The sequence below is a fragment of the Enterobacter cloacae complex sp. ECNIH7 genome (genome assembly GCF_002208095.1).
GTDB classification, from domain to species: domain Bacteria; phylum Pseudomonadota; class Gammaproteobacteria; order Enterobacterales; family Enterobacteriaceae; genus Enterobacter; species Enterobacter cloacae_M.
This window is the reverse complement of the sequence record NZ_CP017990.1, coordinates 2,035,495-2,062,021: the sequence shown is the minus strand read 5'-3', so window position 1 is coordinate 2,062,021 and position 26,527 is coordinate 2,035,495. Positions and strand designations below refer to the sequence as shown.

Sequence of the window (26,527 nt, the reverse complement as noted above, 5' to 3'; positions counted from 1 at the left end):
TTTAGCGCTGGAACGGGTAAACCGATCCCAGCTGCAGGATTGTCGATAACGCGTCCAGCGCCTCGCGTCCTTCACGCAGAAGCTGCGGGTCAACCAGATCCGCCTGCGTCAGACGATCGCGATAGTAGCGATCGACCCAGTCATTCAGCCGCGTAAAGAGCGTATCGTTCATCATGACCGCGGGGTTCACCGCCTGCATTTCGTCCTGAGTCAAGACCACGCGCAGACGTAAACAGGCTGGCCCGCCGCCGTTGGCCATGCTTTCGCGCAGGTCAAACACGCGCAGTTCGTCGATCGGGTTATCGGCCTTGACCAGCTCCGTCAGGTAGCGCCACACGCCTTTGTGATCCCGTGATTCCTGCGGCAGGACCAGCATCATGCTGCCATCGTCACGGCTCAGCAGCTGGCTGTTGAACAGATAGGTTTCTACCGCGTCCTGCACGCTCACCGCCTCCGTTGGCACCTGGATTGGCGTGAAGCCGCGCACGCGCTCATGCAGCGTGGCGAGCAGCTTCTCCTGATGGGCAAACGCCTGCTCGTGGCAGAACAGCACCTGGCGGTTAGAAACGGCAATCACGTCGTTATGGAACACGCCCTGGTCAATCACATGCGGGTTTTGCTGGGCAAAAACCACCTGGGAAGGATTGACCTGGTTCAGGCGAGCAACCGCCTGGCTGGCTGCCAGCGTCTGACGAGCAGGATAACGGGTTGGCGAGGCGTGGCCCCCCTCTTCTCGCCCGTAGATAAACAGCTGCAGGCCCGGGTCGCCATAGTCGCCTCCCAGGCGGTTATGGTTGGCCGCGCCTTCGTCGCCAAACATCGCCACCTGCGGCAGAGCCTGATGCACCTCAAAATGGGCGTCATGGTTGAAAATGGCGCGCAGCACGCGCTCGGTGGTTTCCGCTTCTGTGGCGCGGTGGAATTTATTGTTCAGGTTCGCCACCGTCAGATGAACTTTGCCATCCAGCGTGTCGGTTGACGGCGCGACGGTCGCGGCGTTTGCCACCCACATAGAGGAGGCGGAGCTTGCCGCGGAGAGCAGGTGCGGCGTCTGCGTACCCGCTTTTTCGACGACCTGCTCATCGGTACCGCTAAAGCCGAGCTGACGAAGGACAGCCACGTTCGGGCGTTCCTGCGGCGGGATCACCGCCTGCGGGAAACCGGCATCCGCCAGCGCCTTCATCTTCAGCAGCCCCTGCTTCGCCGCCAGCTTCGGGTTCGACACCTGAAAGCGGTGCTTCGTCGAGGCTTCATTACCAAAAGAGAGACCGGCATAGTGGTGCGTCAGCCCCACCAGCCCGTCAAAGTTGACCTCACGCGCTTTCATGACGATCCCCTCCGGTAAAATCCAGCCCCGGATTAAGCGTCTCCGGCAGCGTCAGCGCCGGGGTTTCCAGGCTCGCCATCGGCCACGCGCAGTAATCGGCGGCATACCACGCGCTGGCGCGATGGTTGCCCGACGCGCCTACACCACCGAACGGCGCGGTGCTCGCGGCCCCGGTCAGCGGTTTATTCCAGTTCACAATCCCGGCGCGCGCTTCCAGCAGCAGTTGTTCAAACTTCTCGCGATGCGGTGAAATCAGACCGCTCGACAGGCCGTAGCGGGTGTTGTTCGCCATCGCAATGGCCGCATCGAAATCGTCGTAACGCCAGACGCACAGCAGCGGGCCAAAGACCTCTTCATCCGGCACGTTGCTTGCGCCGCTCATTTCTACAATGCCCGGCGTCAGCAGCGAGCTACCCGGCTGAACCTGCTTCGGCTCCAGCAGGGTTTTCGCGCCGCGCGCGACGTGGTCCTGCCAGGCCTTAAGCACGTTCAGCGCGGCCTGTTCGGAAATAAGCCCGCCGATAAACGGCTGCGGGTCGGCATCCCACGCGGCAGGCACCAGACGCGCGCTCACTTCAACCAGACGTTTCAGGAAGGCATCCCCCTGTGCGCCCCGCTTCACCAGCAGGCGGCGGGAGCAGGTACAGCGCTGTCCGGCGGTAATAAAGGCGGACTGAATCGTCAGGTGCACCGCGGCGTCGATATCATCAGGATCTTCCACAATCAGCGGGTTGTTGCCGCCCATCTCCAGCGCCAGGATTTTCTCCGGCTGCCCTGCCAGCTGGCGGTGCAGCTGATAGCCCGTACCGGCGCTGCCGGTAAACAGCAGACCGTCGATATCGCTCAGCGCGCTCAGCGCCTGACCGGTTTCCCGCCCGCCCTGCACCAGGTTCAGCACGCCCGGCGGCAGGCCGGCCTGTTCCCAGAGTTTGACTACCGCCTCGCCGGTGAGTGGCGTGAGCTCGCTCGGTTTGAAGATAACGGTATTGCCCGCCAGCAGCGCAGGCACAATATTGCCATTCGGCAGGTGTCCCGGGAAGTTATACGGGCCAAACACCGCCAGCACGCCGTGCGGGCGGTGGCGCAGCGTGGCCGCGCCGTCCGGCATCTCGGTATGCTGTTCGCCGGTGCGGGTGTGGTACGCCTTGACCGAAATGGCGATTTTGTTGATCATCGCCGTCACTTCGGTTGTCGCTTCCCAGCGAGGTTTACTGGTTTCAGACGCGATGATGCGCGTCAGTTCGGCCTTGTTTGCCTCCAGCAGCCCGGCAAACTTTTCAACAATTTCCTGGCGCACGGCGAAAGGCTGTTTTGCCCACGCCGGAAAGGCGCGGCGCGCGGCCTGGCAGGCTTGTTCTACCTGCGCGGCGCTGGCGTCATGCCCCTTCCAGAGCACCTCTTTTCCAACCGGATTGGTCTTTACGCGCTCTTCGCCTTCGCCCGTGACCCAGTCACCGTTAATCCATAATGTCATGCTGTTTTCTCCTCAGGGCAGAGACGCACCAGGCGAACCGTATCGCCGGCGTTACATTTCAGGGCATCCAGTTCTGCAGCCGTCAGCACCAGACGTTCACATTTCGGGTTGGTACGCACCAGCATGGCGCGGAAGTTGGCGTAATTTTCGTTCGATACCAGACAGGCGGGCCAGTCACCCGGCGCGGGCTGACCTTCAGAGACCTCAACCAGACGGCTTTTACGGATCGCGCGCACGCGGTCGATATCGCACTCAAGCGTTGGGCCGCCGTCAAAGATGTCGACATAGTTCCGGTAGCGGAACCCCTCTTTCTCCAGCACCGCGCGGGCAGGCGCGGTCTGCGGATGGACTTCGCCAATCACCGCCTGCGCTTCCGGGCTGAGGAAATGGGTATAGATAGGATGCTTCGGCATCAGTTCGGCGATAAAGGCTTTCTGGCCGGTACCGCAGAGATAGTCCGCCCGGCTGAACTCCATCGAGAAGAAGCGCTCGCCCAGGCTCTCCCAGAACGGCGAGTAGCCGGTGTCGTCGATCACGCCGCGCATCTCCGCGACCACTTTTTCGTTAAAGCGATCGCGGAAGGCGGCCATAAACATAAAGCGCGATTTGGAGAGCAGATAGCCGTTGCCCTCTTTGCGCCACGCCGGGTCGAGGAACAGCGTGCATAGCTCGCTGGCGCCCGTGTGGTCATTGCAGAGAAACAGCGTGGGCAGCGCGTTATAGACGTTCAGCTCTTTCGAGGCGTGAACCATGGTGCCGACGCGGTAGTTGTACCACGGGTCGTTAAGCCCGACGGCCACTTCAATGGCGCAGATCCCGGCCACGGTCCCCGTGTCGGTGTCTTCCAGCACGAACACATACCCCTGTTCGCTTTTTGGCAACGTCCCCTGCCAGGTTTGCAGGGCGCGCTCAATGCGCGCCGACAGCGTTTTTTCATCGGCAGGAAGCGAGGTCAGCCCGCCTCCCGTCTTACCGGCAAGCTGCATGAGCCCGGCGAGATCGCCGCGCTCAACGGGACGGATGACCATCATGATGACACCCCGGATTTCACTTTTTCACACGCCAGCGCAAAACGGTCCAGACCGGTTTGCACCTCTTCCTCGCTGACGATCAGCGCCGGCGCAAAACGCACCACGTTAGCACCGGCAATCAGCACCATCACGCCCACTTTTGCCGCTTCCTGTGAAATAAGTTTAGCTTTTCCGGCAAACTCGGCGGTGAGCTCGCAGCCGATTAACAGCCCCAGACCGCGAATTTCTTTAAACAGCCCCGTTTTGCCGTTGATGGCATTCAGGCGCTCGACAAACCAGTCGTGACGCTGCTTAACGCCTTTCAGCACCTCAGGCGTGTTAATGATGTCGAGAACCTGCCCGGCGACGGCGGTGGCCAGCGGGTTGCCGCCGTAGGTGGTGCCATGGGTACCCACGGTCATTACGCTGGCGAATTTATCGGTGGTCAGCGTCGCGCCAATCGGGAAGCCGCCGCCCAGCGCTTTGGCGGTCGAAAGCACGTCCGGCGTCACGCCGTAGTGCATATAGGCATACAGTTCGCCGGTGCGGCCCACGCCGGTCTGCACTTCGTCGAAAATCAGGACCGCGTTGTGGCGATCGCACAGCTCGCGCAGCCCCTGCAGGAAGGCTTTTTGCGCCGGAAGCACACCGCCCTCACCCTGCATCGGCTCGACGATCACCGCGCAGGTGGTGTCGTTAATCAGCTCGCTGGCGGACTGCAGATCGTTATAGATACCGTGGCGAATATCCGGCGGCAGCGGGGCAAAATCCTGCGAGTAGGAAGGCTGGCCGCCCGCGCTGACGGTAAACAGCGTGCGCCCGTGGAAGGCATTTTTAAACGCCACGATGCCGCTCTTGTGGGTACCAAATTTATCGTGCGCATATTTGCGCGCCAGCTTCAGCGCCGCTTCGTTGGCTTCCGCCCCCGAGTTACAGAAAAAGACCTTTTCGGCAAACGTCGCGTCGATCAGTTTTTTGGCCAGGCGCAGCGCGGGCTCGTTGGTAAAGCCGTTGCCGGTATGCCAGAACTTCGCCGCCTGGTCATTCAGCGCCTGACGCAGCGCAGGGTGCGCATGCCCCAGCGCGTTGACCGCAATCCCACCTGCAAAGTCGATATACTCTTTACCCTGCTGATCCCACAGGCGCGAGCCTTCCCCACGAACCGGAATAAAAGCCGCCGGAGCGTAAACCGGCATCATCCATTCATCGAAATTTTCACGCGTAATTGACAGAGACATAGCGACCTCATCCGGTAAATAAAAAGTTATTTGAATGTTAAATAATTGAGTGTTTGCACTGTGAATGTAGATTGCAGCCTTCGTGCCAGCCAGCGATAAAATTGCATAAACGGGTTGAGGTAACACAATATCAATAAGTTACAACATGGAGTTATTCACTATTAGCGCATAAAAAGTGAATATTTTTACGACAAGCGGCGCTTTGCCGCATGAAAATCAGAAAGAGTATGCACAGGCCAAATATAATTCTGGAATTGTGATCGCTCGCGAAATTTATCGGTCATTTACGCCCTGTTTGAGGGCGATGCGCGTCAGAATGGTGCAAATATTGCACCACCGGCATTATCTGTCGCAGTTATTGGCCGAACCCGGTAACAGTTGACGCAAATTCTGCTACCATCCATGCACTATTCACCTTGCACTGGCAGCGACTATGAAATTTGTCTCTTTTAATATCAACGGCCTGCGCGCCCGCCCTCATCAGCTTGAAGCTATCGTTGAACAACATCAGCCAGATGTGATCGGTCTGCAGGAGACCAAGGTTCACGACGACATGTTCCCCCTCGAAGAGGTGGCTAAGCTCGGCTACAACGTCTTCTATCATGGGCAGAAAGGCCATTACGGCGTTGCGCTGTTGACCAAAGAGACGCCAGTTTCAGTCCGCCGCGGGTTTCCCGGCGATGACGAAGAAGCACAGCGCCGCATCATCATGGCGGAACTGCCTTCCCCGCTGGGGAACATCACCGTGATTAATGGTTACTTTCCCCAGGGCGAGAGCCGCGACCATCCGACCAAATTCCCGGCTAAAGCCAAGTTTTATCAGGATCTGCAGGACTATCTGACCACCGAACTGAACAAAGACAATCCGGTGCTGATCATGGGTGATGTGAATATCAGCCCGACCGATCTGGATATTGGCATCGGTGAAGACAGCCGCAAACGCTGGCTGCGTACCGGCAAATGCTCCTTCCTGCCGGAAGAGCGCGAGTGGATGCAGCGCCTGCTGGACTGGGGCCTGGTGGATACCTTCCGTACCGCCAACCCGGACACGCAGGATCGCTTCTCGTGGTTTGACTACCGCTCAAAAGGCTTTGACGACAACCGCGGCCTGCGTATCGACCTGCTTCTCGCCAGTTCGCCGCTGGCAGAGCGCTGCATCGAAACCGGGATCGACTACGAGATCCGCAGCATGGAAAAACCGTCTGACCACGCGCCGGTGTGGGCTAAATTCAAGCTGTAATGACGCGTGAACATTCGAAAACTCGCTTTCCTGTGCGCCCTTCTGGGCGCATTTATTCTGACGTTTGTCATGCTTCCCCCAGGCACACTCTCCCTGGAAGGGATTAAAACCCACCAGCAGGCACTCCTCTCCCATGTTGACCACGCGCCGCTGCGAAGCGCGCTGATCTTTTTTGCCCTCTACGTGGCGGTCTCCGCCCTGTCGATCCCCGGTGCGGCTATCCTCACCCTGCTGGGCGGAGCGTTATTTCCCCTGTGGGAAGGCACCCTTCTGGTCTCGTTTGCCTCCACGCTCGGGGCGACGCTTGCGATGCTCGCCAGCCGTTATCTGCTGCGCGAATGGGTCCAGCGGCGGTTTGCTCAGCAGATGAAAACGGTGAACGCCGGTATGGCGCATGACGGCGCGGGCTATCTTTTTGCCCTGCGCCTGATGCCGCTGTTCCCGTTTTTCCTGGTGAATTTGCTGATGGGGCTGACCCGCATTGGCGTATATCGCTACTGGTGGGTCAGCCAGGTCGCCATGCTGCCCGCGACGGTGGTCTTTCTGAACGCCGGACGCGAGTTGGGGAAAGTGGCGTCGCTGCGCGATATTTTGTCGCCGGGCATGCTAATCGCCTTTACACTACTGGGGTTATTGCCGCTGGCGACACGCCGGCTGTTTTCCCGTTATCTCCCGTCTGTTAAAAAGTGAGGCATTATGCGCCGTGTGCGTTTTTGCGCGTTCCTGACCGGTCTGCTGCTGGCAGCCCCCCTCTGTGCCGCCGAAAGCTGGCACGCTATCCAACAGCAGGCCAAAGGCCAGACCGTCTGGTTTAACGCCTGGGGAGGCGATCCGGCGGTCAACCGCTACCTTGAGTGGGTCAGCGGTGAGATGCAAACGCACTACGCCATTACCCTAAAAATTGTCCCGCTGGCGGACGCCGCCGATGCGGTAAAACGGATCCAGACGGAAGCCGCCGCGGGGCGTAAGGCCAACGGCTCGGTTGACCTGCTGTGGGTCAACGGCGAAAACTTCCGCACGTTAAAAGAAGCGAACCTGCTGCAAACCGGATGGGCGCAGACGTTGCCAAACTGGCGCTATGTCGATACCCGTAAACCCGTCACGGAAGATTTTGCGATTCCAACCGACGGGGCGGAATCCCCGTGGGGCGGCGCGCAGCTAACCTTTATCGCCCGCAAAGCCAGCATGCCGACGCCGCCGGTGGATCCACAGGCGCTGCTGGCCTACGCGCAGCAGCACCCGGGTAAGATCAGCTATCCCCGCCCACCCGATTTTACCGGCACGGCATTTCTTGAGCAGCTGCTGCTGACGCTCACCGATCGCCCTGAGGCTTTACAAAAAGCGCCCGATGCAACGTTTGCTGAGGTTACGGCGCCGCTCTGGGCCTACCTCGATAAGCTGCACCCGCTGCTGTGGCGCGAAGGAAAAGATTTCCCTCCCTCGCCTGCCCGAATGGATGCCCTGCTTGCCAGCGGCAGTCTGAACCTGTCGCTGACCTTTAACCCGGCGCATGCGCAGCAGAAAGTGGCGAGCGGCGAACTGCCCTCCGACAGCTACAGCTTTGGTTTCCAGAGCGGGATGCTCGGCAACGTCCATTTTGTGGCTATCCCGGCCAATGCCGGCGCGAGCGCGGGCGCAAAGGTAGTCGCTAATTTCCTGCTGTCACCGCAGGCGCAAATCCGCAAGGCCGACCCGGCCATCTGGGGAGACCCGAGCGTCCTGGATGCGAAAACGCTGCCCGAAGAGGAAGCGAAACAGCTGCTGGCCCATACGCCTCAGGGGCTGCCGCAGGTGCTTGCAGAGCCGCAGTCCGCCTGGGTGAACGCGCTGGAGCAGGAATGGCTGCGTCGTTACGGCACCCGCTGAGCGGGCTCGTCTGGCTGGCGATGGCGGTGATTTATCTGCCGATCCTGCCCGCCGGCGTGATGCTTTTCGCACCGGCGCTTTCTGCGACAAACTGGCAGCGGCTGCTGAACGATCCGCAGCTACCGCAGGCGACCGTCGCCACGCTGGTCTCAACGCTCATCGCCACGCTGGGGGCGTTGCTGATTGCCCTTTTCTTCGTCTGCCTTTTGTGGCCAGGTCAACGCTGGCGGCGCCTCACGACCCGGCTGCCCTGGCTGCTGGCGATCCCCCATGTGGCGTTCGCCACCAGCGCGTTACTGCTGTTTGCCGAGGGCGGTCTGTTTTATCAGCTCTGTACCTTCTGTACGGCTCCGTTTGACCGCTACGGCGTCGGGCTGGGCCTGACGCTCGCGGTCAAAGAGAGCGCGTTCGTGCTGTGGGCCATTTACGCCGTACTGCCGGAACAACGGCTCGCGCAGCAGAAGATCGTCCTGCAGACCTTTGGCTACGGGCGTTATCAGACGCTCAGCTGGCTGATCCTCCCGGCGATCGCGCCTGTCCTCGGCGCGGTGATGCTGGCGGTGCTGGCATGGTCGCTCTCGGTCGTGGACGTAGCGATCGTTCTCGGGCCCGGCAACCCGCCCACCCTGGCCGTGCTGGCCTGGCAGTGGCTAAGCCTGGGCGACGCGCAGCAGCAGGCAAAAGGAATGCTGTTGTGCCTGCTTCTCCTCATGCTGCTGGCCGCGCTTGCCGCCCTCGGATACGGCCTCTGGAGGGTATGGCGTCGCACAATTCCGGACCTCGCGGGGACGCGTCGAAGGTCTCAGCGCGTCCTGCCTGAGCGGGCACTCAGCGGGTTACTGCCCGCGTGCGGCATCCTGTGCGCTGCGGTACTGCTGATGCTGGCGCAAGGGGGCGACGTGGGTTCCGTGGGGACCAGCCTCTCCTTCGGCCTGCTGTCGAGCCTGATCGCCCTCATCGTCATTTTTCTCTGGCTGGAATGGGGACCGCAGCGCGGCGCAGCGTGGGTGTGGTCACCGCTCGCCCTTCCGGCGCTGCCGCTCGTCACCGGGCAATATTTTATTGCTTTGCGTCTGGGGCTCGACGGGCACTTTGCCGCCGTGCTCTGGAGCCATCTGCTGTGGGTGTTGCCGTGGATGCTGCTGGTTCTGCAGCCCGCCTGGCGGCGGATCGACCCCCGGCTTATCCTTACCGCCAGAACGCTCGGCTGGCGACGAGAAAAAATATTTCTACTGCTGAAATGCCCCCTGCTGGTGCGCCCGGCGCTGCTGGCCTTTGCTATTGGTTTTTCCGTCAGCATGGCGCAATACATGCCGACGCTCTGGCTGGGCGCGGGGCGCTTCGCCACGCTGACCACCGAAACCGTCGCGCTCAGCAGCGGGGGCAGCATCCCTGTTCTCGCCAGCAGGGCGCTGGGATTACTGCTGGTCACGGGCACGGTGTTCGGTCTTGCCGCACTGTTATCCCGGCTCGCGGGCCGCTACCGTCAAGGATTACGTTAATGCTGAAGGTTAAAGATCTCACCATCGAACCGCTTTTCCGCGAGGTCAATTTTTGCGTTCCTCGCGGGGAGATCGTTACCCTGATGGGGCCGTCCGGCAGCGGCAAATCGACCCTTTTTGCGTGGATGGTCGGCGCGCTGTCAGACGATTTCCAGGCGCGGGGCGAACTGTGGCTCGACGCGCGTCGCTGCGATAGCCTCCCTGTTGAAGCCCGCGGGCTGGGCATTCTCTTTCAGGATGCGCTGCTGTTTGAACAGTTCAGCGTCGGGCAAAATTTGCTGCTGGCCTTGCCTGAGCGGATCGTCGGGAGAGCGCGTCGGGAAGCGGTCGAGCAGGCGCTGGATTCCGCCGGGCTGAGCGGTCATTACGCCAGCGATCCGGCCACCCTCTCCGGCGGGGAGCGTGCCCGGGTCAGCCTGCTGCGGGCCCTGCTCGCAGAGCCGCAGGCGCTGCTGCTGGACGAACCGTTCAGCCGCCTCGATAAAACGCTGCGCACGACGTTTCGGACATGGGTTTTTGGCGCCGTCCGCGCGCGCAATATCCCGGTGGTGCTGGTCACGCACGATGAGGACGATATTCCGCCCGGCGGCGAGCTGATTGAGATTTCTCGCTGGCAATAATGTGCTAACGCAATGTTTTCCGTTTCGGGAGAGACGACAATGCCCCCCTCTTTTACTGACGTCAGGTTATTCGATGAAACGTGTTTCTCAACTGACCGCGCTGGCCCTGCTCTGCGGCCTCGCATCCTTTTCCTATCTGGCGGCTGATTTGGCCAACGCGATGACGCTCTCCCAGCTTCAGGCACAGCACGGCACGCCTGTCGACACCCGCCCCAGCGCGTTCTATAACGGCTGGCCGCAGACCCTCAGCGGCCCCTCCGGGCATGAACCCGCCGCACTCAACCTTGCTGCCGCCTGGCTGGGCGCAATGAGCGACGAACAGATTGCGAGCTGGGCAAAACAGCATCAGCTTACGCCCGCGACGGCCATCGCCCTGTACGGCGACGAGAACGATAACCTGGCGGTGAAATCCCGCCTGGAGAAAGCCGGATACCGCAACGTCTCGCTGCTCAGCGACGCTCTGAAGACGCCCGACCGCCTTCAGCGCCTGCCTCACTTTGAACAGCTGGTTTACCCGCAGTGGATCCACCGCCTCCAGCAGGGTAAACCCGTGACCGCCGCGCCGGCGGGTGACTGGAAAGTGATTGAAGCCGCCTGGGGCGCACCGAAGTTTTACCTGCTGAACCACATTCCCGGCGCGGGCTACATCGACACCAACGAGGTGGAAAGCGAGCCGCTGTGGAATAAAGTCTCCGACGACAAGCTGAAAGCGATGCTGGCGAAGCACGGGATCCGTCACGACACCACCGTCATTCTGTATGGCCGTGACGTTTACGCCGCCGCGCGCGTGGCGCAGATCATGCTGTATGCGGGCGTGAAGGATGTGCGTATTCTCGACGGCGGCTGGAAGGCGTGGTCCGATGCAGGCCTGCCGGTTGAACGCGGCACGCCCGCGAAAGTGACGCCAGCCCTCGATTTTGGCGCGCCGATCCCCGGCCAGCCGCAGCTGATGGTTGATATGGAACAGGCGCGCGGGATGCTGCACCGTCAGGATGCCTCCCTGGTCAGCATTCGTTCGTGGCCGGAGTTCATCGGCGAAACCAGCGGCTACAGCTACATCAAGCCAAAAGGTGAAATTGCCGGTGCCCGCTGGGGTCATGCGGGCAGCGACGCGACCCATATGGAAGATTTCCATAACCCGGATGGCACCATGCGCAGCGCGGACGATATCGCCGCCCAGTGGAAGCGCTGGAATATTCTGCCGGAACAGCACGTCGCGTTTTACTGCGGCACCGGGTGGAGGGCGTCAGAAACCTTTATGTACGCCCGGGCGATGGGCTGGAAGAATGTCGCCGTCTATGACGGCGGCTGGTACGAATGGAGCAGTCACCCGCAGAACCCGGTCACCACCGGAGAGCGCGGGCCAGAGAGCGCTCTCTAAGGGCTGAGTGACTTCAGCGTCACATAGCCGCTCCAGACGCGCGTTGTGGTGGTCAGCCAGCACAGCGCGCCGAATACCCACGCGAACAGCGTAAAGTGCGCCGGGAACAGGCAGCACAGCACGAACAGGGCGATGGTCTCCGTCCCTTCCGTTAACCCACAGATGTAATAAAACGACTTGTGCGCATAGCCGGGGTTGTCGATGTCGTGCTTCGCCGCCAGCGCCGCAAACGCCAGAAAGCTGCTGCCGGTCCCGATAAACGCAAACAGCAGCCAGGCGGCCGCCAGCGCATTCTCAGCGGGTGCCGCGAGCGCAAAGCCAAACGGCACCAGGGCGTAGAACAGAAAATCGAGCGCGATGTCGAGAAATCCCCCCGCATCGGTCAGCCCTCTCCGGCGCGCCAGCGCGCCGTCCAGACCATCCAGCAGGCGGTTAAGCACGATGGCAGCCAGCGCAGCCGGATACCAGCCGAGGGCCAGAAACGGCAGCGCCAGCACGCCGATGGCGAACCCGGTCAGGGTTAATCCGTCGGGCGTGATGCCCGGCTTATCCAGCACGGAAACCAGACGATTCAGAGCGGGCTTAACCCGCGGGTGCAGGTGACGGTCAAGCATGGGGAGTCTCGCTAAACGTGGCGCATAGCCCCTGCGCCGGAATATCCAGCGCGGCATTAAAGCGGGCGGAGAGATTCTGAAACGCAATCAGCGCCGTCATCTCGGTAATGGCATCGTCCGTGAAGTGGCGTTTCAGCGCCGTTCTGACTGCCTCATCCGCCCAGGGCGGCGTGGCGGTCATCGCCTCGGCGTAGGCCAGCGCCGCGCGCTCCTGCTCGGTGAACAAGGCGGAATCCTGCCAGTCGCTCACGGCCTGAACCTTATCCAGCGCGCCGCAGCGCTCGGCCAGACGCAGGCTGTTGGCATCAATGCAGAAAGCGCAGTGACAGAGCTGGGATACCCGCGTCATGAGCAGCGAGCGCAGCGCGGGCGTCAGGCGCGCACGACGGCGTTCCAGAAAGCCGACAAACAGCGCCACCAGCCAGAACAGACGCGGCATTCGCCCCCACCAGCGGGTGGGATTCAGCACCGCGCCAAAATGCTTTTTCTGCATGGCGGCTATCGGTTTTAGGCTGGCGGGAAGGGATTCGAGGGAGGCAACCCAGGCGGGGGACTCTTTCACCTGATTCTCCTGTTTACTGGACTATGAGAAAGGGCACGATAATATGTCTTTTTTCGCTATTAATTATTGACGACCATGCTGAAAACACTCGATGTCGTTGCCGCCATCATCGAAAAAGACGGCAACATTTTACTGGCGCAGCGCCCTGCCCACGCCGACCAGCCGGGAATGTGGGAATTTGCAGGCGGTAAAGTCGAGGCCGGAGAAACCCAGCCAGAAGCGCTTATCCGCGAGCTGCGTGAAGAGTTGGGCATTGACGCCCTGCCGGGACAATACGTGGCAAGCCACCAGCGGGAAGTCTCTCAGCGGTTGATTAACCTGCATGCCTGGCACGTTCCTGCTTTTCGCGGCGATATCACGGCGCACTACCACAGCGCGCTCGCGTGGTGTACGCCGGAAGAGGCGCTTGGCTACGCCTTAGCCCCCGCGGATATTCCGCTGCTGGAAGCGTTTATTGTTTTACGCGACGCCAGACCAGCGGGTTCGTGCTGATGGAGCGCTCGTCGCGCTGGCACTGCAGCAGAATGCCGTCCGCTTTCACAACGGCCCCTTCCGAGTAGTTCTGATTCTGATAGATACAGCACTGATTGCAGGGCTGCACCGTTTGATTCTGGCCGCTGGAGCTAAACACTTCCGGCGGCACATTCACTTCCACATCCGGACGAATGCGGTCAGCCTGAGCGCCAGCGGTAAACATCAAACATAACGCGGTCATCACATAACGGTTCATCGACTTGTCTTCCTGTTGTGTCCTGATATTGACTATAACGGTAAACCAGAGCGGAACCTTTAATTTATCTCTTCATCGCTTTTCGTTATGACGTTCGTCCTCTCATTAATTTCCCTTTCGTCATAAATTTCTGCTTGCCTCACAAAGCGGTACGGGTGGTATAGTCAAAAAAACAACACAAATCGCATAAGTAATAAACATAAAATACGATAAGAGGTTCTTATATCTATGGATCAGACACGCTCTCTGGAAAGTTTCCTTGCCCATGTTCAGCAGCGCGACCCGCACCAAAGCGAGTTCGCTCAGGCCGTGCGTGAAGTTATGACCACCCTGTGGCCCTTCCTTGAACAAAACCCGCGTTATCGCCAGATGTCGCTGCTTGAACGCCTTGTCGAGCCAGAGCGCGTGATCCAGTTCCGCGTGACGTGGGTTGACGATCGCAACCAGGTACAGGTTAACCGCGCGTGGCGCGTTCAGTTTAACTCGGCCATTGGCCCGTTTAAGGGCGGCATGCGTTTTCATCCGTCCGTGAACCTGTCGATTCTGAAATTCCTCGGCTTCGAGCAGACCTTTAAAAACGCCCTCACCACGCTACCGATGGGCGGCGGGAAAGGCGGCAGCGATTTCGACCCGAAAGGCAAAAGCGAAGGGGAAGTGATGCGCTTCTGCCAGGCGCTGATGACCGAACTCTACCGCCACCTCGGCCCCGATACCGACGTTCCTGCCGGTGATATCGGCGTGGGCGGAGGTGAAGTGGGCTTTATGGCCGGGATGATGAAAAAGCTTTCCAACAACAGCGCCTGCGTCTTTACCGGCAAGGGGCTGTCGTTTGGCGGGAGCCTGATCCGCCCGGAAGCGACCGGGTACGGCCTGGTTTACTTCACCGAGGCGATGCTCAAGCGTCACGGTTTAGGCTTTGAAGGCATGCGCGTGGCGGTCTCCGGCTCCGGTAACGTGGCGCAGTACGCTATTGAGAAAGCAATGCAGCTTGGCGCTCGCGTGGTGACCGCCTCTGACTCCAGCGGCACGGTGGTGGATGAAGCAGGCTTCACGGCAGAGAAGCTGGCGCGCCTGTGTGAAATCAAAGCCAGCCGCGACGGCCGCGTGGCGGACTATGCCCGGGAGCTTGGCCTGACCTACCTGGAAGGGAAACAGCCGTGGGGCGTGCCGGTGGATATCGCCCTGCCGTGCGCCACGCAGAACGAGCTGGATGCAGACGCCGCGCGTACCCTGATTAGCAACGGCGTAAAAGCGGTGGCCGAAGGGGCGAATATGCCTACCACCATCGATGCGACTGATCTGTTCCTTGAGGCGGGCGTGCTGTTTGCGCCGGGCAAGGCCGCTAACGCGGGCGGCGTGGCGACCTCCGGCCTCGAGATGGCGCAAAACGCCGCGCGTCTCGGCTGGAAGGCGGAGAAAGTGGATGCGCGCCTGCACCACATCATGCTGGATATTCACCACGCCTGCGTGGAGTACGGCGGCGAGGCGTCGCAAACCAACTACGTGCGCGGGGCGAATATCGCCGGGTTCGTGAAGGTGGCGGATGCGATGATTGGTCAGGGCGTGATTTAAGGTTTATCGCGTGCGGCCGGGTGCCCTCACCCCGGCCCTCTCCCACGGGGAGAGGGAGAAAACCGTGTGTCAGGCCGCGCTCTTTTTCTTTTTAAACGGTTTCTTCGCGCCACTACCGGGCGCAACCATCCCTCTGAACGTTTTCACTGGCGTGCTGCGCGCCTGATCGATCAGCTGATAAAGCGTCCCGACCAGCGGTTGCATAAAGTCCTGATAGCGGCACTGCTTCTCGCTGATCTGCGTCAGCACAGATTCCCAGTGTGCGGTCATGTCCGGCCTGGCGGCCAGCTCCGGCAGAGAGTGGATTAGCGCCCGGCCCGGCTCCGTTGAGTGGATATAGCGTCCCTTTTTCTCCAGGAAGCCGCGCTTAAAGAGCAGCTCGATGATCCCCGCGCGGGTCGCCTCCGTGCCCAGACCGTCGGTGGCGCGCAGGATCTTCTTCAGATCTTTATCCTGCACGAACCGGGCGATCCCGGTCATCGCGGAAAGCAGCGTCGCATCGGTAAAATGGCGCGGCGGCTGGGTCTGGCGTTCCACCACTTCCCCTTTCTCGCACAGCAGCTCGTCGTCTTTGGCGACCACGGGCAGCGGCGTGCCGTCATTCTCCTCGTCACGCTCTTTGTTGCCGAGCAGCGTGCGCCAGCCTGCTTCCGCGAGGAAACGGGCTTTGGCGACAAACTTACCTTTGGCAATCTCAAGCTCAATCACGCACTTGCGGAATACCGCGTCCGGGCAGAACTGCATCAGGTACTGACGGGCAATCAGGTGATAGACCTTCGCTTCGTTCTCGGTCAGGTTGACGCTGCTGGCGCGGGCCGTCGGGATAATCGCGTGGTGGGCATCGACTTTTTTATCATCCCAGCAGCGGTTATGGGTGTCCGGGTTCACCACCGGCTGCGGGAGCAGATCCGGCGCGTGCACGCCGATGGCGTTCATCACCGAGTGGCGACCGGCAAAGTGCTCTTCCGGCAGATAGCGGCTGTCCGAACGCGGGTAGGTGATGAGCTTATGGGTTTCATAGAGCTTCTGGCAGATATCCAGCACGTTCTGCGCGCTGAGGCCAAAGCGCTTCGCGGCCTCAATCTGCAGGGCCGACAGCGAGAACGGCAGCGGCGCGGGTTCTGATTCCCGTTTATCGTTATAGCTGGTAACAATAGCCGGCTGGCCGGTAATGCGGTTAACCACATGATCCGCCAGCGGACGGTGCAGCAAGCGCCCCTCTTCATCCTGGTAAGATTCGCAGGCGTCGCTCGGCTGCCAGACGGCGGTAAAGCGCTCGTCTTCAGGCGTGACAATATTCGCTTTCACTTCAAAAAAATCTTTGGCGACGAAGTTCTCAATCTCTTCGTCGCGACGCACCACCAGCCCCAGCACCGGCGTCTGCACGCGCCCCACTGAAAGTACGCCCTGATAGCCCGCGTTGCGCCCAAGAATGGTGTAGGCGCGGGTCATATTGATGCCGTACAGCCAGTCGGCGCGGGCGCGGGCTAATGCCGAGACGCACAGCGGAATAAATTCGCTGTTGGCACGCAGGCGCGAAATCGCCCGCTCGACGGCCTGCGGGTTGAGATCGTTGATCAGACAGCGCTGCACCTGCTGGCGCTTTTCCGGCGCCAGTTCAAGATAGTCCAGCACCTCATCCACCAGCAGCTGTCCTTCCCTGTCCGGGTCACCCGCGTGCACGATTTCATCGGCTTCATGCAGGAAGCGCTTGATCACGTTGAGCTGTTTGGTGACCGAAGGTCGGGGCTGCAGGCGCCATTTTTCCGGCACGATGGGCAGATCGTTTAAATTCCAGCGGGCGTAGCGGCTGTCATAGACGTCCGGCTGCGCCTGCTCAAGCAGGTGACCAATACACCAGGTGACCACCTGCCCGTTACCGCATTCGATAAAGCCGTCACCTTTGCGATGCGGTTTAGGCAGCACGTCGGCGATGGCGCGGGCCAGGCTCGGCTTTTCGGCAATAAACAACCGCATCGAATTAACGGATCTCAATCATCGGACGACCGCCGCGCGCGGTCACCAGCTCGCCGATCGCCGTCAGGGTGATGCCGAACTCGGCGGCAGTGGCCTGAACCTCGGCTTCGGATTCCGGCGTGACCGCCAGAAGCAGGCCGCCGGAAGTTTGCGGATCGCACAGCAGGTTGCGCCACTCCTCAGGCATTTCGCCCATCAGGTGACCGTAGCTGGCGAAGTTGCGCTGGGTACCGCCCGGGACCGCGCCCTGAGCAATATACTCCTCCACTCCCGGCAGCTTCGGCACGTCCTGATACCAGACCTGCGCCTGCACGCCCGCGCCCTGACACACTTCGGAGAGGTGTCCCAGCAGGCCAAAACCGGTGACGTCGGTCATCGCCTTCACGCCGTCGATATTGGCAAACGCCGCACCGGCGAGGTTCATCTGGCACATGACTTCCGTTGCCAGGCCTTTGTGCTCCGGTTTCAGCAGGGATTTTTTCTCGGCGGTGGTCAGCACGCCAATGCCCAGCGGCTTGGTGAGGAACAGTTTGCAGCCCGCCTGCGCGGTGCTGTTGCGCTTCACGCGTTCGGTCGGCACTACGCCAGTAACGGCCAGGCCAAAGATTGGCTCCGGCGCATCAATAGAGTGACCGCCGGCCAGGGCAATCCCCGCCTGCTGGCAGGCAAAACGACCGCCATCAATCACTTCACGGGCCACTTCCGGCGGGATGGTGTTGATCGGCCAGCCCAGAATGGCAATCGCCATGATCGGCTTACCGCCCATCGCGAAGATATCGCTGATGGCGTTGGTGGCCGCAATGCGCCCGAAGTCGAACGGGTTGTCGACAATCGGCATAAAGAAGTCGGTAGTACTGATAATGCTGGTACCGTTACCTAAGTCATAAACTGCAGCATCGTCACGCGTTTCGTTGCCGACAAGCAGGTTCGGGTCGACAAACTTCGCCTGTTCACTGTGCAGGATGGTCTCCAGCACTTTCGGCGAAATTTTACAACCGCAACCGGCTCCGTGGCTGTACTGCGTTAAACGAATGGTTTGCTCGCTCATGGACGTCTCCTGTCATCTCAATCACGCTATGGTAGCGCTCATTCCATAAAGAGGTAAGTATGACTGTCTGAATTCTGCGGCAGATGCTCAGAATCCAGACAGTTTAGGTGCGTTATCAGAAATGGCTGACGAAAGGCGTGGTGTCCGGAATGCTGATGGTGCTGGAGGCTTTAAGCTGCGGGGTGCCGAGATAGAGGAAACCGACAATTTTGTCATGCTCACCGCAGCCAAAACCGTCACGGACCGCCGGGCTTTCGGTCAGCGCACCGGTACGCCAGATGCCGTTGAAGCCCTGCGCGACGGCGGCCATCTGCATCGCCATCACCGCACAGCCTGCGGACATTTCCTGTTCCCAGATCGGCACCTTATGGTCAGCCTGGCATTTCGCCACGACGGCGATAATCATCGGGGCGCGGAACGGGGCATTGCGCGCCTTGTCGATACCTTTCTCATCCTGCCCGGCGGCAATAGCGCCCTGCTCCAGCAGCTGGCTGAAACGATCGCGGCCTTCGCCTTCAATCACAAAGAAGTGCCACGGCTGCAGCGTGCCGTGATCGGGGGCACGCATGCCGGCACGCAGAATATTCTCCAGCTGCTCGCCTGTCGGGGCAGGTTCGGCCAGACGGGAAGCGCTACGGCGGTTAACAAGCAGTTCGAGTGCGTCCATTGGTTAACTCCTTTCTTGAAATTTACTCACAAAATTAACACGACGGCAGATTTTGTTACAGCCTGGCAGGCGATTCCTGCTGACAAGTGGCGGTTGGGTCATTACGATAACCCAACATTACCGTCCAGTGGCGACGGAAACAGTCATTTTCTGGTTAGGGAGAATACATGCGAACCCTTTGGCGAATCATTGCCGGTTTCTTTAAATGGACGTGGCGACTGCTCAACTTCGTCCGCAACCTGGTGATGAACATCTTCTTCATCTTCCTGGTTCTGGTTTGCGCGGGCATCTGGATGCATATCAGCAACGCGAATCAGGCGCAGCATTCGACTCGCGGGGCCCTGTTACTCGATATCACCGGCGTTATCGTTGATAAACCGTCCGCCAGCAACCGTCTGGGGGCAATCAGCCGCCAGCTGTTTGGCGCGACATCAGACCGTCTGCAGGAAAACTCCCTGTTCGATATCGTCGATACCATCCGCCAGGCGAAAGATGACCGGAACATCACTGGGATCGTGCTGGATCTGAAAGATTTTGCCGGGGGCGATCAGCCTTCAATGCAGTACATCGGTAAAGCGCTGCGCGAATTCCGCGACAGCGGCAAGCCGGTGATTGCCGTGGGCGACAGCTACAGCCAGGGGCAATATTATCTGGCGAGCTTCGCCAATAAAATCTGGCTCTCCCCGCAGGGTACGGTCGATCTGCACGGCTTTGCCACCAACGGCCTGTACTACAAGTCGCTGCTCGACAAGCTGAAGGTCACCACCCACGTCTTCCGCGTCGGCACGTATAAATCCGCCGTCGAGCCGTTTATCCGCGACGACATGTCTCCTGCCGCCCGTGAAGCTGACAGCCGCTGGATTGGCGAGCTGTGGCAGAACTATCTCGGCACCGTTGCCGCCAACCGCCAGATTACGCCTGAGCAGGCGTTCCCTGGCGCGAAGGGCGTGCTGGATGGCCTGCGTAAGCTTGACGGTGATACCGCGAAATATGCGCTCGACAACAAACTGGTTGATGCCCTGGGCACCAGCGCCGAGATTGAAAAATCCCTTAGCAAACAGTTTGGCTGGAGCAAAGAGGACAAAAATTACAGCGCCATCAGCATGTATGATTACTCGACGAAAAAGCCTGATGACAGCGGTAACAGCGTCGCGGTGGTGTTTGCCAACGGTGCCATCATGGACGGCCAGGAGACTCCGGGGAACGTGGGCGGCGATACTACCGCGTCACAAATCCGCGATGCTCGTCTGGATCCAAAAGTGAAAGCGATCGTCCTGCGGGTGAACAGCCCTGGCGGCAGCGTCAGCGCCTCCGAGGTGATCCGCGCTGAACTTGCCGCGGCGCGTGCCGCCGGCAAGCCGGTCGTCGTATCCATGGGCGGAATGGCCGCCTCCGGGGGTTACTGGATCTCAACGCCAGCCAACTACATCGTGGCCAACCCAAGCACGCTGACCGGTTCGATTGGCATCTTCGGGGTGATCAACACCGTGGAGAACAGCCTGGATTCTCTGGGCGTGCATACCGATGGCGTGGCCACCTCTCCGCTGGCTGATGTGTCGGTGACCAAATCCCTGCCGCCAGAAGTCTCTGAGATGATGCAGCTCAGCATTGAGAACGGCTATAAGCGCTTTATCACCCTGGTGGCGGACTCGCGTAAAAAGACGCCTGAGCAGATCGACCAGATCGCACAGGGACACGTCTGGACCGGCCAGGATGCGAAGAGCAACGGTCTGGTGGACAGCCTGGGCGACTTCGATGACGCGGTGAAAAAAGCCGCCGAGCTGGCGAAGCTCAAGCAATGGCATATCGAGTATTACCAGGACGAGCCTTCGTTCTTCGATATGGTCATGGACAGCATGTCCGGCTCGGTACGCGCCATGCTGCCGGAGGCGATGCAGGCTTACCTGCCTGCGCCAGTCGCCACAGCGGCGAAAGCGATGAAGGCGGAAAGCGATAAGCTCGCGGCCTTTAACGATCCACAGAGTCGTTACGCGTTTTGCCTGACCTGCGCTAACGTCCGTTAAAAACCGTCCCCTCTTCCCGCGAAGAGGGGATTTTTTTCTTTTGAAGAACAAGAACTCACTACCATGCAGAAGAAATCGATTTATGTAGCCTACACTGGCGGTACCATCGGTATGCAGCGCTCTGAAAACGGCTATATCCCTGTCTCCGGCCACCTTCAGCGTCAGCTTGCGCTGATGCCGGAATTCCACCGTCCGGAAATGCCTGACTTCACCATCCACGAATACGAGCCGCTGATGGACTCCTCCGACATGACGCCGGAAGACTGGCAGCACATCGCGGATGACATTAAAGCCCATTACGACCAGTACGACGGCTTCGTGATCCTGCACGGCACCGACACCATGGCGTTTACCGCCTCGGCGCTCTCCTTCATGCTGGAGAACCTGAGCAAGCCGGTTATCGTCACCGGGTCGCAAATCCCGCTGGCGGAGCTGCGCTCGGACGGGCAGATCAACCTGCTGAACTCCCTGTACGTGGCGGCGAATTATCCGATCAACGAAGTGTCGCTATTCTTTAATAACCGTCTGTATCGCGGCAACCGCACCACCAAAGCCCATGCTGACGGTTTTGACGCCTTCGCCTCCCCTAACCTGCAGCCGCTGCTGGAGGCCGGAATTCATATCCGTCGTCTGGGCACGCCGCCTGCGCCGAACACCGCCGGCGAGCTGATCGTGCATCCGATCACTCCGCAACCGATTGGCGTGGTCACTATCTACCCGGGTATCTCTGCCGACGTAGTGCGTAACTTCCTCCGCCAGCCGGTGAAAGCGCTGATTCTGCGCTCCTATGGCGTAGGTAATGCCCCGCAGAACGGCGAATTCCTGAAAGAGCTCCAGGAAGCCAGCGAGCGCGGAATTGTGGTCGTGAACCTGACCCAGTGCATGTCCGGAAAGGTCAACATGGGCGGCTATGCCACCGGCAACGCGCTGGCTCATGCGGGAGTCATCAGCGGCTTCGATATGACCGTTGAGGCAACGCTGACTAAACTTCACTATTTACTGAGTCAGGATCTGGACATTCAGTCCATTCGCAGCGCGATGATGCAAAACCTGCGCGGCGAGCTGACCCCGGACGAATAAGGAGTGCTCATGAAGCAACGCGCCCTGCTACTGGTCGATTTGCAAAATGATTTCTGCGCGGGCGGTGCGCTGGCCGTCGCCGAAGGTGACAGCACCGTTGACGTGGCAAACACGCTAATTGACTGGTGCAAAGCCCGCGGCGAAGCGGTTGTCGCAAGCCAGGACTGGCACCCGGCGAACCACGGCAGCTTTGCCAGCCAGCACAACGTCGAGCCTTTCACTCAGGGTGAACTCGACGGGCTGGCGCAAACCTTCTGGCCGGATCACTGCGTACAGCAGACGGAAGGCGCGGAGCTGCATCCGCTCCTGAATCAGAAAGCCGTCGACGCGGTGTTCCATAAAGGTGAAAACCCGGCTATCGACAGCTATAGCGCGTTTTTTGATAACGGGCATCGCCAGAAAACGGCGCTGGACGCGTGGTTACGTCATCACGAAATCACGGAGCTGATCGTGCTGGGCCTGGCGACGGATTACTGCGTGAAGTTTACCGTGCTGGACGCGCTCCAGTTAGGTTATACCGTCAGCGTCATCACCGACGGCTGCCGCGGGGTAAACATTCACCCGCAGGACAGCGCTCAGGCGTTTATGGATATGGCTGCGGAAGGCGCAACGCTGTATACGCTCGAAGACTGGCTGGAAACGCAGGCGTAGTCTTTTACGCCCTCTCCCTGTGGGAGAGGGTATCAACCCGCACCGTTATTGCATTTTCATCGTCGCAATCGGCTTCGGCGTGATGCCGAAGTCTTCTTTCAGCTCGCGCTTGCTCTTCATCACCATCTGGCCTTTGGTGTCGATCGTCATGTGCTGCGCGTCGGTGTTATTGCGCGCCTGCCACAGCATCACCAGCTGTAAACTGTTCTCTTTTTGCTCCGGCGTCAGCGCGACGCCGTCGGGCCATTTTCCCAGTTCTACGGCGGTCACCAGACGCTGATAAATTTCCGGCGTCATGCCGCTAATCATGTCATCAATATTCACACTCGCGCCCTTTCAAAGGAATAATTTGCTGAATCGTTTTTTCAACCCTTAATCTGGTCACCGTTCTTATCATCGGTGAAGCTCATTGAGGCAGAGTTTACGCAGAAACGCTCGCCCGTAGGCTGTGGGCCATCCGGGAAGACGTGCCCAAGGTGCGCATCGCAGTTGCCGCAGCGAATTTCCGTGCGCACCATGCCGTGCGACGAGTCGGTCAGATAGCGGATGGCCTCATCGCTCACCGGCTCGTAAAAACTCGGCCAGCCGCAGCCAGAATCAAATTTCGTTTGTGAATTGAACAACGGGGCATCACAGACGAGACAGTGGTAGACGCCGTCTCGCTTGTTGTGCAGTAAACGCCCGGTGAACGGCGGTTCCGTTCCGTGATTCTGCGTCACGTAAAACTGCATTTCTGTGAGGTTTTTTTTCAAATCGTCAGGGTTACGTTGGTTCGACATATGCTTACATCTCGCTGTAGAAACAGACATCTTTCAACCCGGATTCTAACAAAACATTAACACCCTTGCGTGCACTTTTGATCTAAACTTATGTGTCGCGAATAAGCGGTCAGGCAATTGTGATCATGTTCACATTTTTATCCTGCGAGGACTTTAAAATCCCGGCTCAGCCCCCATATGGGTGCAAGCTCAAAGGGAAAGTGAGGCGAGTCAGTCGCACAAACGTTAGTCACAGGATTGATTTGTCGCAATGATTGACACGATTCCGCTTGACGCTGCGTAAGGTTTTTGTAATTTTACAGGCAACCTTTTATTCACTAACAAATAGCTGGTGGAATATATGACTATCAAAGTAGGTATCAACGGTTTTGGCCGTATCGGCCGTATTGTTTTCCGTGCTGCTCAGAAACGTTCTGACATCGAAATCGTTGGTATCAACGATCTCCTGGACGCTGAATACATGGCGTACATGCTGAAGTACGACTCAACTCACGGTCGTTTCGACGGCACCGTTGAAGTGAAAGACGGCCACCTGGTTGTTAATGGCAAAACCATCCGCGTTACTGCTGAAAAAGACCCAGCTAACCTGAAATGGAACGAAATCGGTGTTGACGTTGTTGCTGAAGCAACCGGTATCTTCCTGACCGACGAAACTGCACGTAAACACATCACTGCGGGTGCGAAGAAAGTTGTTCTGACTGGTCCTTCCAAAGACAACACCCCAATGTTCGTTCGTGGTGCAAACTTCGAAACTTACGCTGGCCAGGATATCGTGTCTAACGCATCCTGCACCACCAACTGCCTGGCACCGCTGGCTAAAGTTATCAACGACAACTTCGGCATCATCGAAGGTCTGATGACTACCGTTCACGCAACCACCGCTACTCAGAAAACCGTTGATGGCCCGTCTCACAAAGACTGGCGCGGCGGCCGTGGCGCGGCTCAGAACATCATCCCATCCTCTACCGGTGCTGCTAAAGCTGTAGGTAAAGTACTGCCAGAACTGAATGGCAAACTGACTGGTATGGCGTTCCGCGTTCCAACTCCTAACGTATCCGTTGTTGACCTGACCGTTCGTCTGGAAAAAGCTGCTTCTTATGAAGAAATTAAGAAAGCAATCAAAGCTGCTTCCGAAGGCGCAATGAAAGGCGTTCTGGGCTACACCGAAGACGACGTTGTTTCTACCGACTTCAACGGCGAAATCTGCACTTCCGTGTTCGATGCTAAAGCAGGTATTGCACTGAACGACAACTTCGTTAAACTGGTTTCCTGGTACGACAACGAAACTGGCTACTCTAACAAAGTACTGGACCTGATCGCTCACATCTCTAAATAAGTTGAGATGAGTGCTTGATCCAAAAAGGCGACTTCGGTCGCCTTTTTTTATTTATAAGACAGAGGATTGCTTAATGATTAATAAAATTTTTGCACTTCCGGTAGTCGAACAACTTACCCCTGTGCTCTCCCGCCGTCAGATTGACGGTGCCGACGTTATCGTCGTTGACCACCCACGAGTTAAAGCTTCCGTGGCGCTGAACGGCGCGCACCTGCTCTCCTGGAAACCGGAAGGTGAAGCCGAAGGTTTGTGGCTGAGCGATGCGACCTCCTTCAAAAAAGGGGCGGCTATTCGCGGCGGCGTGCCGATCTGCTGGCCGTGGTTCGGCCCGTCCGCACAGCCGGGTTTGCCGTCTCACGGTTTTGCCCGCAACCAGCAGTGGACGCTGAAAGCGCATAACGAAGATGACAACGGCGCAGCGCTGACCTTTGAGCTGCAGGCAAACGATGAAACCCGCGCCCTCTGGCCGCACGATTTCACCCTGTATGCCCGCTTCAAACTGGGTAAAACCTGTGAAATCGAACTGGAAGCTCACGGCGAGTTCGAAACCACCTCTGCCCTGCACACCTATTTCAACGTGGGTGATATCAGCGCCGTGAAGGTGAGCGGCCTGGGCGATACCTATATTGATAAAGTCGATAACGCGAAAGAAGGCAAACTGAGCGACGGCGTTCAGGCATTCCCTGACCGTACCGACCGCGTTTACCTGCACCCGGAAGCGTGCAGCGTGATCCACGACGGCGCCCTGAACCGCGGCATTGAAGTGGTCCATCATCATCACAGCGACGTGGTGGGCTGGAACCCGGGTCCGGCGCTGTCCGTCAGCATGGCCGACATGACGGATGATGGGTATAAAACGTTTGTCTGCGTGGAAACGGCTCGCGTGACCAACCCGCAAAAAGCGAGTGAAGAAAAACCGTCTCGTTTAGGGCAGACGATTCGCATTGTTAAGCGATAAATTCTCTGCACCACGCTAAAGCAAACGGGGCGCAAGCGCCCCGTTTTAATGCATCAATTGCACGATATTAGTGCGCAATCAGAACTTGTAGCTCACACCCACAGAGAAGATGCCTGCCCAGGACTTATCGACCATCGGGCTATCCTTCACTTCGTCGCTCAGACGCTCATAGCGGCCGGTACCGTACACGCTCCAGTCGCCAAGGAAGTTGTAGCTCGCGGTCAGCTCCAGGTAAGGATCCCAGCCGTCATCTGCACTGTAGCTTTTCAGACCACTGCGGCGGGACTCGTTTTTAGAGACGCCGTAATAGTAGTCGTTGTAGTTCTCGCTGTTGTACTGCACACCGATACCCGGCGTCAGGGTGAGCCCGCCGTTGGTGTAGCGGTACAACCACGCCAGATCCCAGATAAAGCCGTTGCTGTTATCCAGCGTATCACCCGCCAGGGCCGTACGCAGGAAGCCATACTCGGTGTTATGTACATAAGAGAGCCCGGCCATCATGGTGCTTTTACGCTTGTCGAGCTGGCGAAGCGCATGGCTGTCGCTGTCACCCGGCTTGAAGTGCGTTGGGTCGTAGTAGGCCATGATGGAGAGCTTATCGGCCTTATCGTTCCAGAGATAGTAGCCGCCGCCGAGCCCGCGGAACCAGACGTTGTCGCCTTCATAGGTGATAACGGGAACAGGATAAACATCACGGTCATACTGTTTATACGGGCTGTTAATGACGCCAACACCCGCGCCAACCGTCCACTGACTTTCCGCCTGTGCGGTGTTCACTGCGGTCGCGGCAAAGATGCCTAATGCCAGAAGTTTGAGTTTGGTCACAATCCATTCTTTCCTGTAGTCAAATAATCAGCGGATGAAGTGTAAC

Annotated in this window: 26 protein-coding genes; 13 read left to right on the top strand and 13 right to left on the bottom strand. The window is 59.0% G+C overall.

Features of this window, described 5'->3' with window-relative positions:
* Position 1 precedes the first annotated feature (1 nt).
* From astB to astC, 4 genes are read right to left on the bottom strand one after another with little or no spacing between them, the layout of a single operon-like run.
* Positions 2–1,327, bottom strand: a complete 1,326-nt coding sequence (gene astB / locus WM95_RS10225) for an N-succinylarginine dihydrolase (protein ID WP_063409524.1) — start codon at positions 1,325–1,327, stop codon at positions 2–4.
* A complete protein-coding gene (gene astD, locus WM95_RS10220; RefSeq protein ID WP_088544760.1) occupies positions 1,314–2,801 on the bottom strand; it encodes a succinylglutamate-semialdehyde dehydrogenase in 1,488 nt (495 codons plus the stop codon). Before astD ends, astB begins: the two co-directional genes overlap by 14 nt.
* A complete protein-coding gene (gene astA / locus WM95_RS10215; RefSeq protein WP_023311275.1) occupies positions 2,798–3,832 on the bottom strand; it encodes an arginine N-succinyltransferase in 1,035 nt (344 codons plus the stop codon). Before astA ends, astD begins: the two co-directional genes overlap by 4 nt.
* Positions 3,829–5,049 carry a succinylornithine/acetylornithine transaminase gene (gene astC, locus WM95_RS10210; protein ID WP_029742016.1) on the bottom strand — a complete coding sequence of 407 codons (1,221 nt, stop codon included), beginning with the start codon at positions 5,047–5,049 and terminating at the stop codon, positions 3,829–3,831. Before astC ends, astA begins: the two co-directional genes overlap by 4 nt.
* Positions 5,050–5,482: 433 nt before the next feature.
* On the opposite strand from astC, the gene xthA reads away from it, so the two are divergent.
* The 6 genes from xthA (at position 5,483) to WM95_RS10180 (ending at position 11,658) form a co-directional block, all read left to right on the top strand.
* On the top strand, positions 5,483–6,289 hold the full coding sequence (gene xthA, locus WM95_RS10205) for an exodeoxyribonuclease III (RefSeq protein ID WP_045401521.1): 807 nt from the start codon (positions 5,483–5,485) through the stop codon (positions 6,287–6,289).
* Positions 6,290–6,295: 6 nt separating this feature from the next.
* Positions 6,296–6,979: a TVP38/TMEM64 family protein gene (locus tag WM95_RS10200; protein WP_063409522.1), complete on the top strand. Its 684-nt coding sequence runs from the start codon at positions 6,296–6,298 to the stop codon at positions 6,977–6,979.
* A 15-nt stretch (positions 6,980–6,994) separates the two neighbouring features.
* Positions 6,995–8,155 (top strand): ABC transporter substrate-binding protein, encoded by a 1,161-nt coding sequence (locus WM95_RS10195; protein ID WP_063409557.1) that lies wholly within the window; start codon positions 6,995–6,997, stop codon positions 8,153–8,155.
* On the top strand, positions 8,128–9,657 hold the full coding sequence (locus WM95_RS10190) for a hypothetical protein (RefSeq protein ID WP_063409521.1): 1,530 nt from the start codon (positions 8,128–8,130) through the stop codon (positions 9,655–9,657). Before WM95_RS10195 ends, WM95_RS10190 begins: the two co-directional genes overlap by 28 nt.
* The gene (locus tag WM95_RS10185) at positions 9,657–10,277 is read left to right on the top strand and encodes an ATP-binding cassette domain-containing protein (RefSeq protein ID WP_023311269.1); all 621 of its coding nucleotides are present in this window, start codon (positions 9,657–9,659) and stop codon (positions 10,275–10,277) included. Before WM95_RS10190 ends, WM95_RS10185 begins: the two co-directional genes overlap by 1 nt.
* Positions 10,278–10,350: 73 nt before the next feature.
* Positions 10,351–11,658 carry a sulfurtransferase gene (locus WM95_RS10180; protein ID WP_088544759.1) on the top strand — a complete coding sequence of 436 codons (1,308 nt, stop codon included), beginning with the start codon at positions 10,351–10,353 and terminating at the stop codon, positions 11,656–11,658.
* Here the strand turns inward: WM95_RS10180 and WM95_RS10175 are convergent.
* Both WM95_RS10175 and WM95_RS10170 read right to left on the bottom strand, forming a co-directional pair.
* Positions 11,655–12,272 carry a CDP-alcohol phosphatidyltransferase family protein gene (locus WM95_RS10175; RefSeq protein WP_088544758.1) on the bottom strand — a complete coding sequence of 206 codons (618 nt, stop codon included), beginning with the start codon at positions 12,270–12,272 and terminating at the stop codon, positions 11,655–11,657. The two genes, WM95_RS10180 and WM95_RS10175, sit on opposite strands and share 4 nt — an antisense overlap.
* Positions 12,265–12,834 carry a carboxymuconolactone decarboxylase family protein gene (locus WM95_RS10170; RefSeq protein WP_063409335.1) on the bottom strand — a complete coding sequence of 190 codons (570 nt, stop codon included), beginning with the start codon at positions 12,832–12,834 and terminating at the stop codon, positions 12,265–12,267. The genes WM95_RS10175 and WM95_RS10170 overlap by 8 nt, the downstream gene beginning before the upstream one ends.
* Positions 12,835–12,909: 75 nt before the next feature.
* On the opposite strand from WM95_RS10170, the gene WM95_RS10165 reads away from it, so the two are divergent.
* Complete coding sequence (locus WM95_RS10165) at positions 12,910–13,326, top strand: pyrimidine (deoxy)nucleoside triphosphate diphosphatase (RefSeq protein ID WP_059445226.1); 417 nt, start codon at positions 12,910–12,912, stop codon at positions 13,324–13,326.
* Here WM95_RS10165 and WM95_RS10160 read toward each other — a convergent pair.
* On the bottom strand, positions 13,286–13,564 hold the full coding sequence (locus WM95_RS10160) for a DUF1496 domain-containing protein (protein WP_059445227.1): 279 nt from the start codon (positions 13,562–13,564) through the stop codon (positions 13,286–13,288). The genes WM95_RS10165 and WM95_RS10160 overlap by 41 nt on opposite strands.
* Positions 13,565–13,792: 228 nt before the next feature.
* Between WM95_RS10160 and gdhA the strand changes: the two genes are divergently transcribed.
* Entirely contained in the window at positions 13,793–15,136 is a 1,344-nt protein-coding gene (gene gdhA, locus WM95_RS10155) for an NADP-specific glutamate dehydrogenase (protein ID WP_063409334.1), read from the top strand.
* 69 nt (positions 15,137–15,205) lie between these two features.
* On the opposite strand, the gene WM95_RS10150 is transcribed toward gdhA, so the two are convergent.
* The 3 genes from WM95_RS10150 to WM95_RS10135 all read right to left on the bottom strand — a co-directional run bounded on the left by WM95_RS10150 (position 15,206) and on the right by WM95_RS10135 (position 18,828).
* Positions 15,206–17,113 (bottom strand): DNA topoisomerase III, encoded by a 1,908-nt coding sequence (locus WM95_RS10150; protein WP_063409333.1) that lies wholly within the window; start codon positions 17,111–17,113, stop codon positions 15,206–15,208.
* 4 nt (positions 17,114–17,117) lie between these two features.
* Positions 17,118–18,161 (bottom strand): selenide, water dikinase SelD, encoded by a 1,044-nt coding sequence (gene selD / locus WM95_RS10145; protein WP_008500702.1) that lies wholly within the window; start codon positions 18,159–18,161, stop codon positions 17,118–17,120.
* 115 nt (positions 18,162–18,276) lie between these two features.
* Complete coding sequence (locus WM95_RS10135; RefSeq protein WP_063409332.1) at positions 18,277–18,828, bottom strand: NAD(P)H nitroreductase; 552 nt, start codon at positions 18,826–18,828, stop codon at positions 18,277–18,279.
* Between the two features lie 167 nt (positions 18,829–18,995).
* Here WM95_RS10135 and sppA point away from each other — a divergent pair, with 167 nt between their 5' ends.
* The 3 genes from sppA (at position 18,996) to pncA (ending at position 22,583) form a co-directional block, all read left to right on the top strand.
* Positions 18,996–20,852: a signal peptide peptidase SppA gene (gene sppA, locus WM95_RS10130; RefSeq protein WP_063409331.1), complete on the top strand. Its 1,857-nt coding sequence runs from the start codon at positions 18,996–18,998 to the stop codon at positions 20,850–20,852.
* A gap of 63 nt (positions 20,853–20,915) precedes the next feature.
* Positions 20,916–21,932, top strand: coding sequence for an asparaginase (ansA, locus tag WM95_RS10125; protein ID WP_008500705.1), 1,017 nt, complete (start codon positions 20,916–20,918; stop codon positions 21,930–21,932).
* 9 nt (positions 21,933–21,941) lie between these two features.
* Positions 21,942–22,583, top strand: coding sequence for a bifunctional nicotinamidase/pyrazinamidase (gene pncA, locus WM95_RS10120; RefSeq protein WP_023311259.1), 642 nt, complete (start codon positions 21,942–21,944; stop codon positions 22,581–22,583).
* A 45-nt stretch (positions 22,584–22,628) separates the two neighbouring features.
* Here the strand turns inward: pncA and WM95_RS10115 are convergent, their stop codons facing one another.
* Entirely contained in the window at positions 22,629–22,892 is a 264-nt protein-coding gene (locus WM95_RS10115; RefSeq protein WP_196238666.1) for a YeaC family protein, read from the bottom strand.
* 56 nt (positions 22,893–22,948) lie between these two features.
* Positions 22,949–23,362: a peptide-methionine (R)-S-oxide reductase MsrB gene (gene msrB / locus WM95_RS10110; RefSeq protein ID WP_063409330.1), complete on the bottom strand. Its 414-nt coding sequence runs from the start codon at positions 23,360–23,362 to the stop codon at positions 22,949–22,951.
* A 340-nt stretch (positions 23,363–23,702) separates the two neighbouring features.
* Between msrB and gapA the strand changes: the two genes are divergently transcribed.
* On the top strand, positions 23,703–24,698 hold the full coding sequence (gapA, locus tag WM95_RS10105) for a glyceraldehyde-3-phosphate dehydrogenase (RefSeq protein WP_023311257.1): 996 nt from the start codon (positions 23,703–23,705) through the stop codon (positions 24,696–24,698).
* Between the two features lie 73 nt (positions 24,699–24,771).
* Positions 24,772–25,656, top strand: coding sequence for a D-hexose-6-phosphate mutarotase (locus tag WM95_RS10100; protein WP_023311256.1), 885 nt, complete (start codon positions 24,772–24,774; stop codon positions 25,654–25,656).
* Positions 25,657–25,734: 78 nt separating this feature from the next.
* Here WM95_RS10100 and WM95_RS10095 read toward each other — a convergent pair whose 3' ends face one another.
* Positions 25,735–26,481, bottom strand: coding sequence for a MipA/OmpV family protein (locus tag WM95_RS10095; RefSeq protein ID WP_023311255.1), 747 nt, complete (start codon positions 26,479–26,481; stop codon positions 25,735–25,737).
* Positions 26,482–26,527: the final 46 nt, after the last annotated feature.

What these genes read in the sequence shown, in the direction of transcription:
- astA (WP_023311275.1), bottom strand. Translation starts at nt 3,832, where the DNA reads ATGATGGTCATCCGTCCCGTTGAGCGCGGCGATCTCGCCGGGCTCATG.
- selD (WP_008500702.1), bottom strand. Translation starts at nt 18,161, where the DNA reads ATGAGCGAGCAAACCATTCGTTTAACGCAGTACAGCCACGGAGCCGGT.
- WM95_RS10165 (WP_059445226.1), top strand. Translation starts at nt 12,910, where the DNA reads ATGCTGAAAACACTCGATGTCGTTGCCGCCATCATCGAAAAAGACGGC.
- ansA (WP_008500705.1), top strand. Translation starts at nt 20,916, where the DNA reads ATGCAGAAGAAATCGATTTATGTAGCCTACACTGGCGGTACCATCGGT.
- WM95_RS10115 (WP_196238666.1), bottom strand. Translation starts at nt 22,892, where the DNA reads ATGATTAGCGGCATGACGCCGGAAATTTATCAGCGTCTGGTGACCGCC.
- sppA (WP_063409331.1), top strand. Translation starts at nt 18,996, where the DNA reads ATGCGAACCCTTTGGCGAATCATTGCCGGTTTCTTTAAATGGACGTGG.
- WM95_RS10185 (WP_023311269.1), top strand. Translation starts at nt 9,657, where the DNA reads ATGCTGAAGGTTAAAGATCTCACCATCGAACCGCTTTTCCGCGAGGTC.
- WM95_RS10180 (WP_088544759.1), top strand. Translation starts at nt 10,351, where the DNA reads ATGAAACGTGTTTCTCAACTGACCGCGCTGGCCCTGCTCTGCGGCCTC.
- astC (WP_029742016.1), bottom strand. Translation starts at nt 5,049, where the DNA reads ATGTCTCTGTCAATTACGCGTGAAAATTTCGATGAATGGATGATGCCG.
- pncA (WP_023311259.1), top strand. Translation starts at nt 21,942, where the DNA reads ATGAAGCAACGCGCCCTGCTACTGGTCGATTTGCAAAATGATTTCTGC.
- WM95_RS10190 (WP_063409521.1), top strand. Translation starts at nt 8,128, where the DNA reads ATGGCTGCGTCGTTACGGCACCCGCTGAGCGGGCTCGTCTGGCTGGCG.
- WM95_RS10160 (WP_059445227.1), bottom strand. Translation starts at nt 13,564, where the DNA reads ATGAACCGTTATGTGATGACCGCGTTATGTTTGATGTTTACCGCTGGC.
- astB (WP_063409524.1), bottom strand. Translation starts at nt 1,327, where the DNA reads ATGAAAGCGCGTGAGGTCAACTTTGACGGGCTGGTGGGGCTGACGCAC.
- WM95_RS10100 (WP_023311256.1), top strand. Translation starts at nt 24,772, where the DNA reads ATGATTAATAAAATTTTTGCACTTCCGGTAGTCGAACAACTTACCCCT.
- gapA (WP_023311257.1), top strand. Translation starts at nt 23,703, where the DNA reads ATGACTATCAAAGTAGGTATCAACGGTTTTGGCCGTATCGGCCGTATT.
- WM95_RS10175 (WP_088544758.1), bottom strand. Translation starts at nt 12,272, where the DNA reads ATGCTTGACCGTCACCTGCACCCGCGGGTTAAGCCCGCTCTGAATCGT.
- astD (WP_088544760.1), bottom strand. Translation starts at nt 2,801, where the DNA reads ATGACATTATGGATTAACGGTGACTGGGTCACGGGCGAAGGCGAAGAG.
- gdhA (WP_063409334.1), top strand. Translation starts at nt 13,793, where the DNA reads ATGGATCAGACACGCTCTCTGGAAAGTTTCCTTGCCCATGTTCAGCAG.
- msrB (WP_063409330.1), bottom strand. Translation starts at nt 23,362, where the DNA reads ATGTCGAACCAACGTAACCCTGACGATTTGAAAAAAAACCTCACAGAA.
- xthA (WP_045401521.1), top strand. Translation starts at nt 5,483, where the DNA reads ATGAAATTTGTCTCTTTTAATATCAACGGCCTGCGCGCCCGCCCTCAT.
- WM95_RS10150 (WP_063409333.1), bottom strand. Translation starts at nt 17,113, where the DNA reads ATGCGGTTGTTTATTGCCGAAAAGCCGAGCCTGGCCCGCGCCATCGCC.
- WM95_RS10135 (WP_063409332.1), bottom strand. Translation starts at nt 18,828, where the DNA reads ATGGACGCACTCGAACTGCTTGTTAACCGCCGTAGCGCTTCCCGTCTG.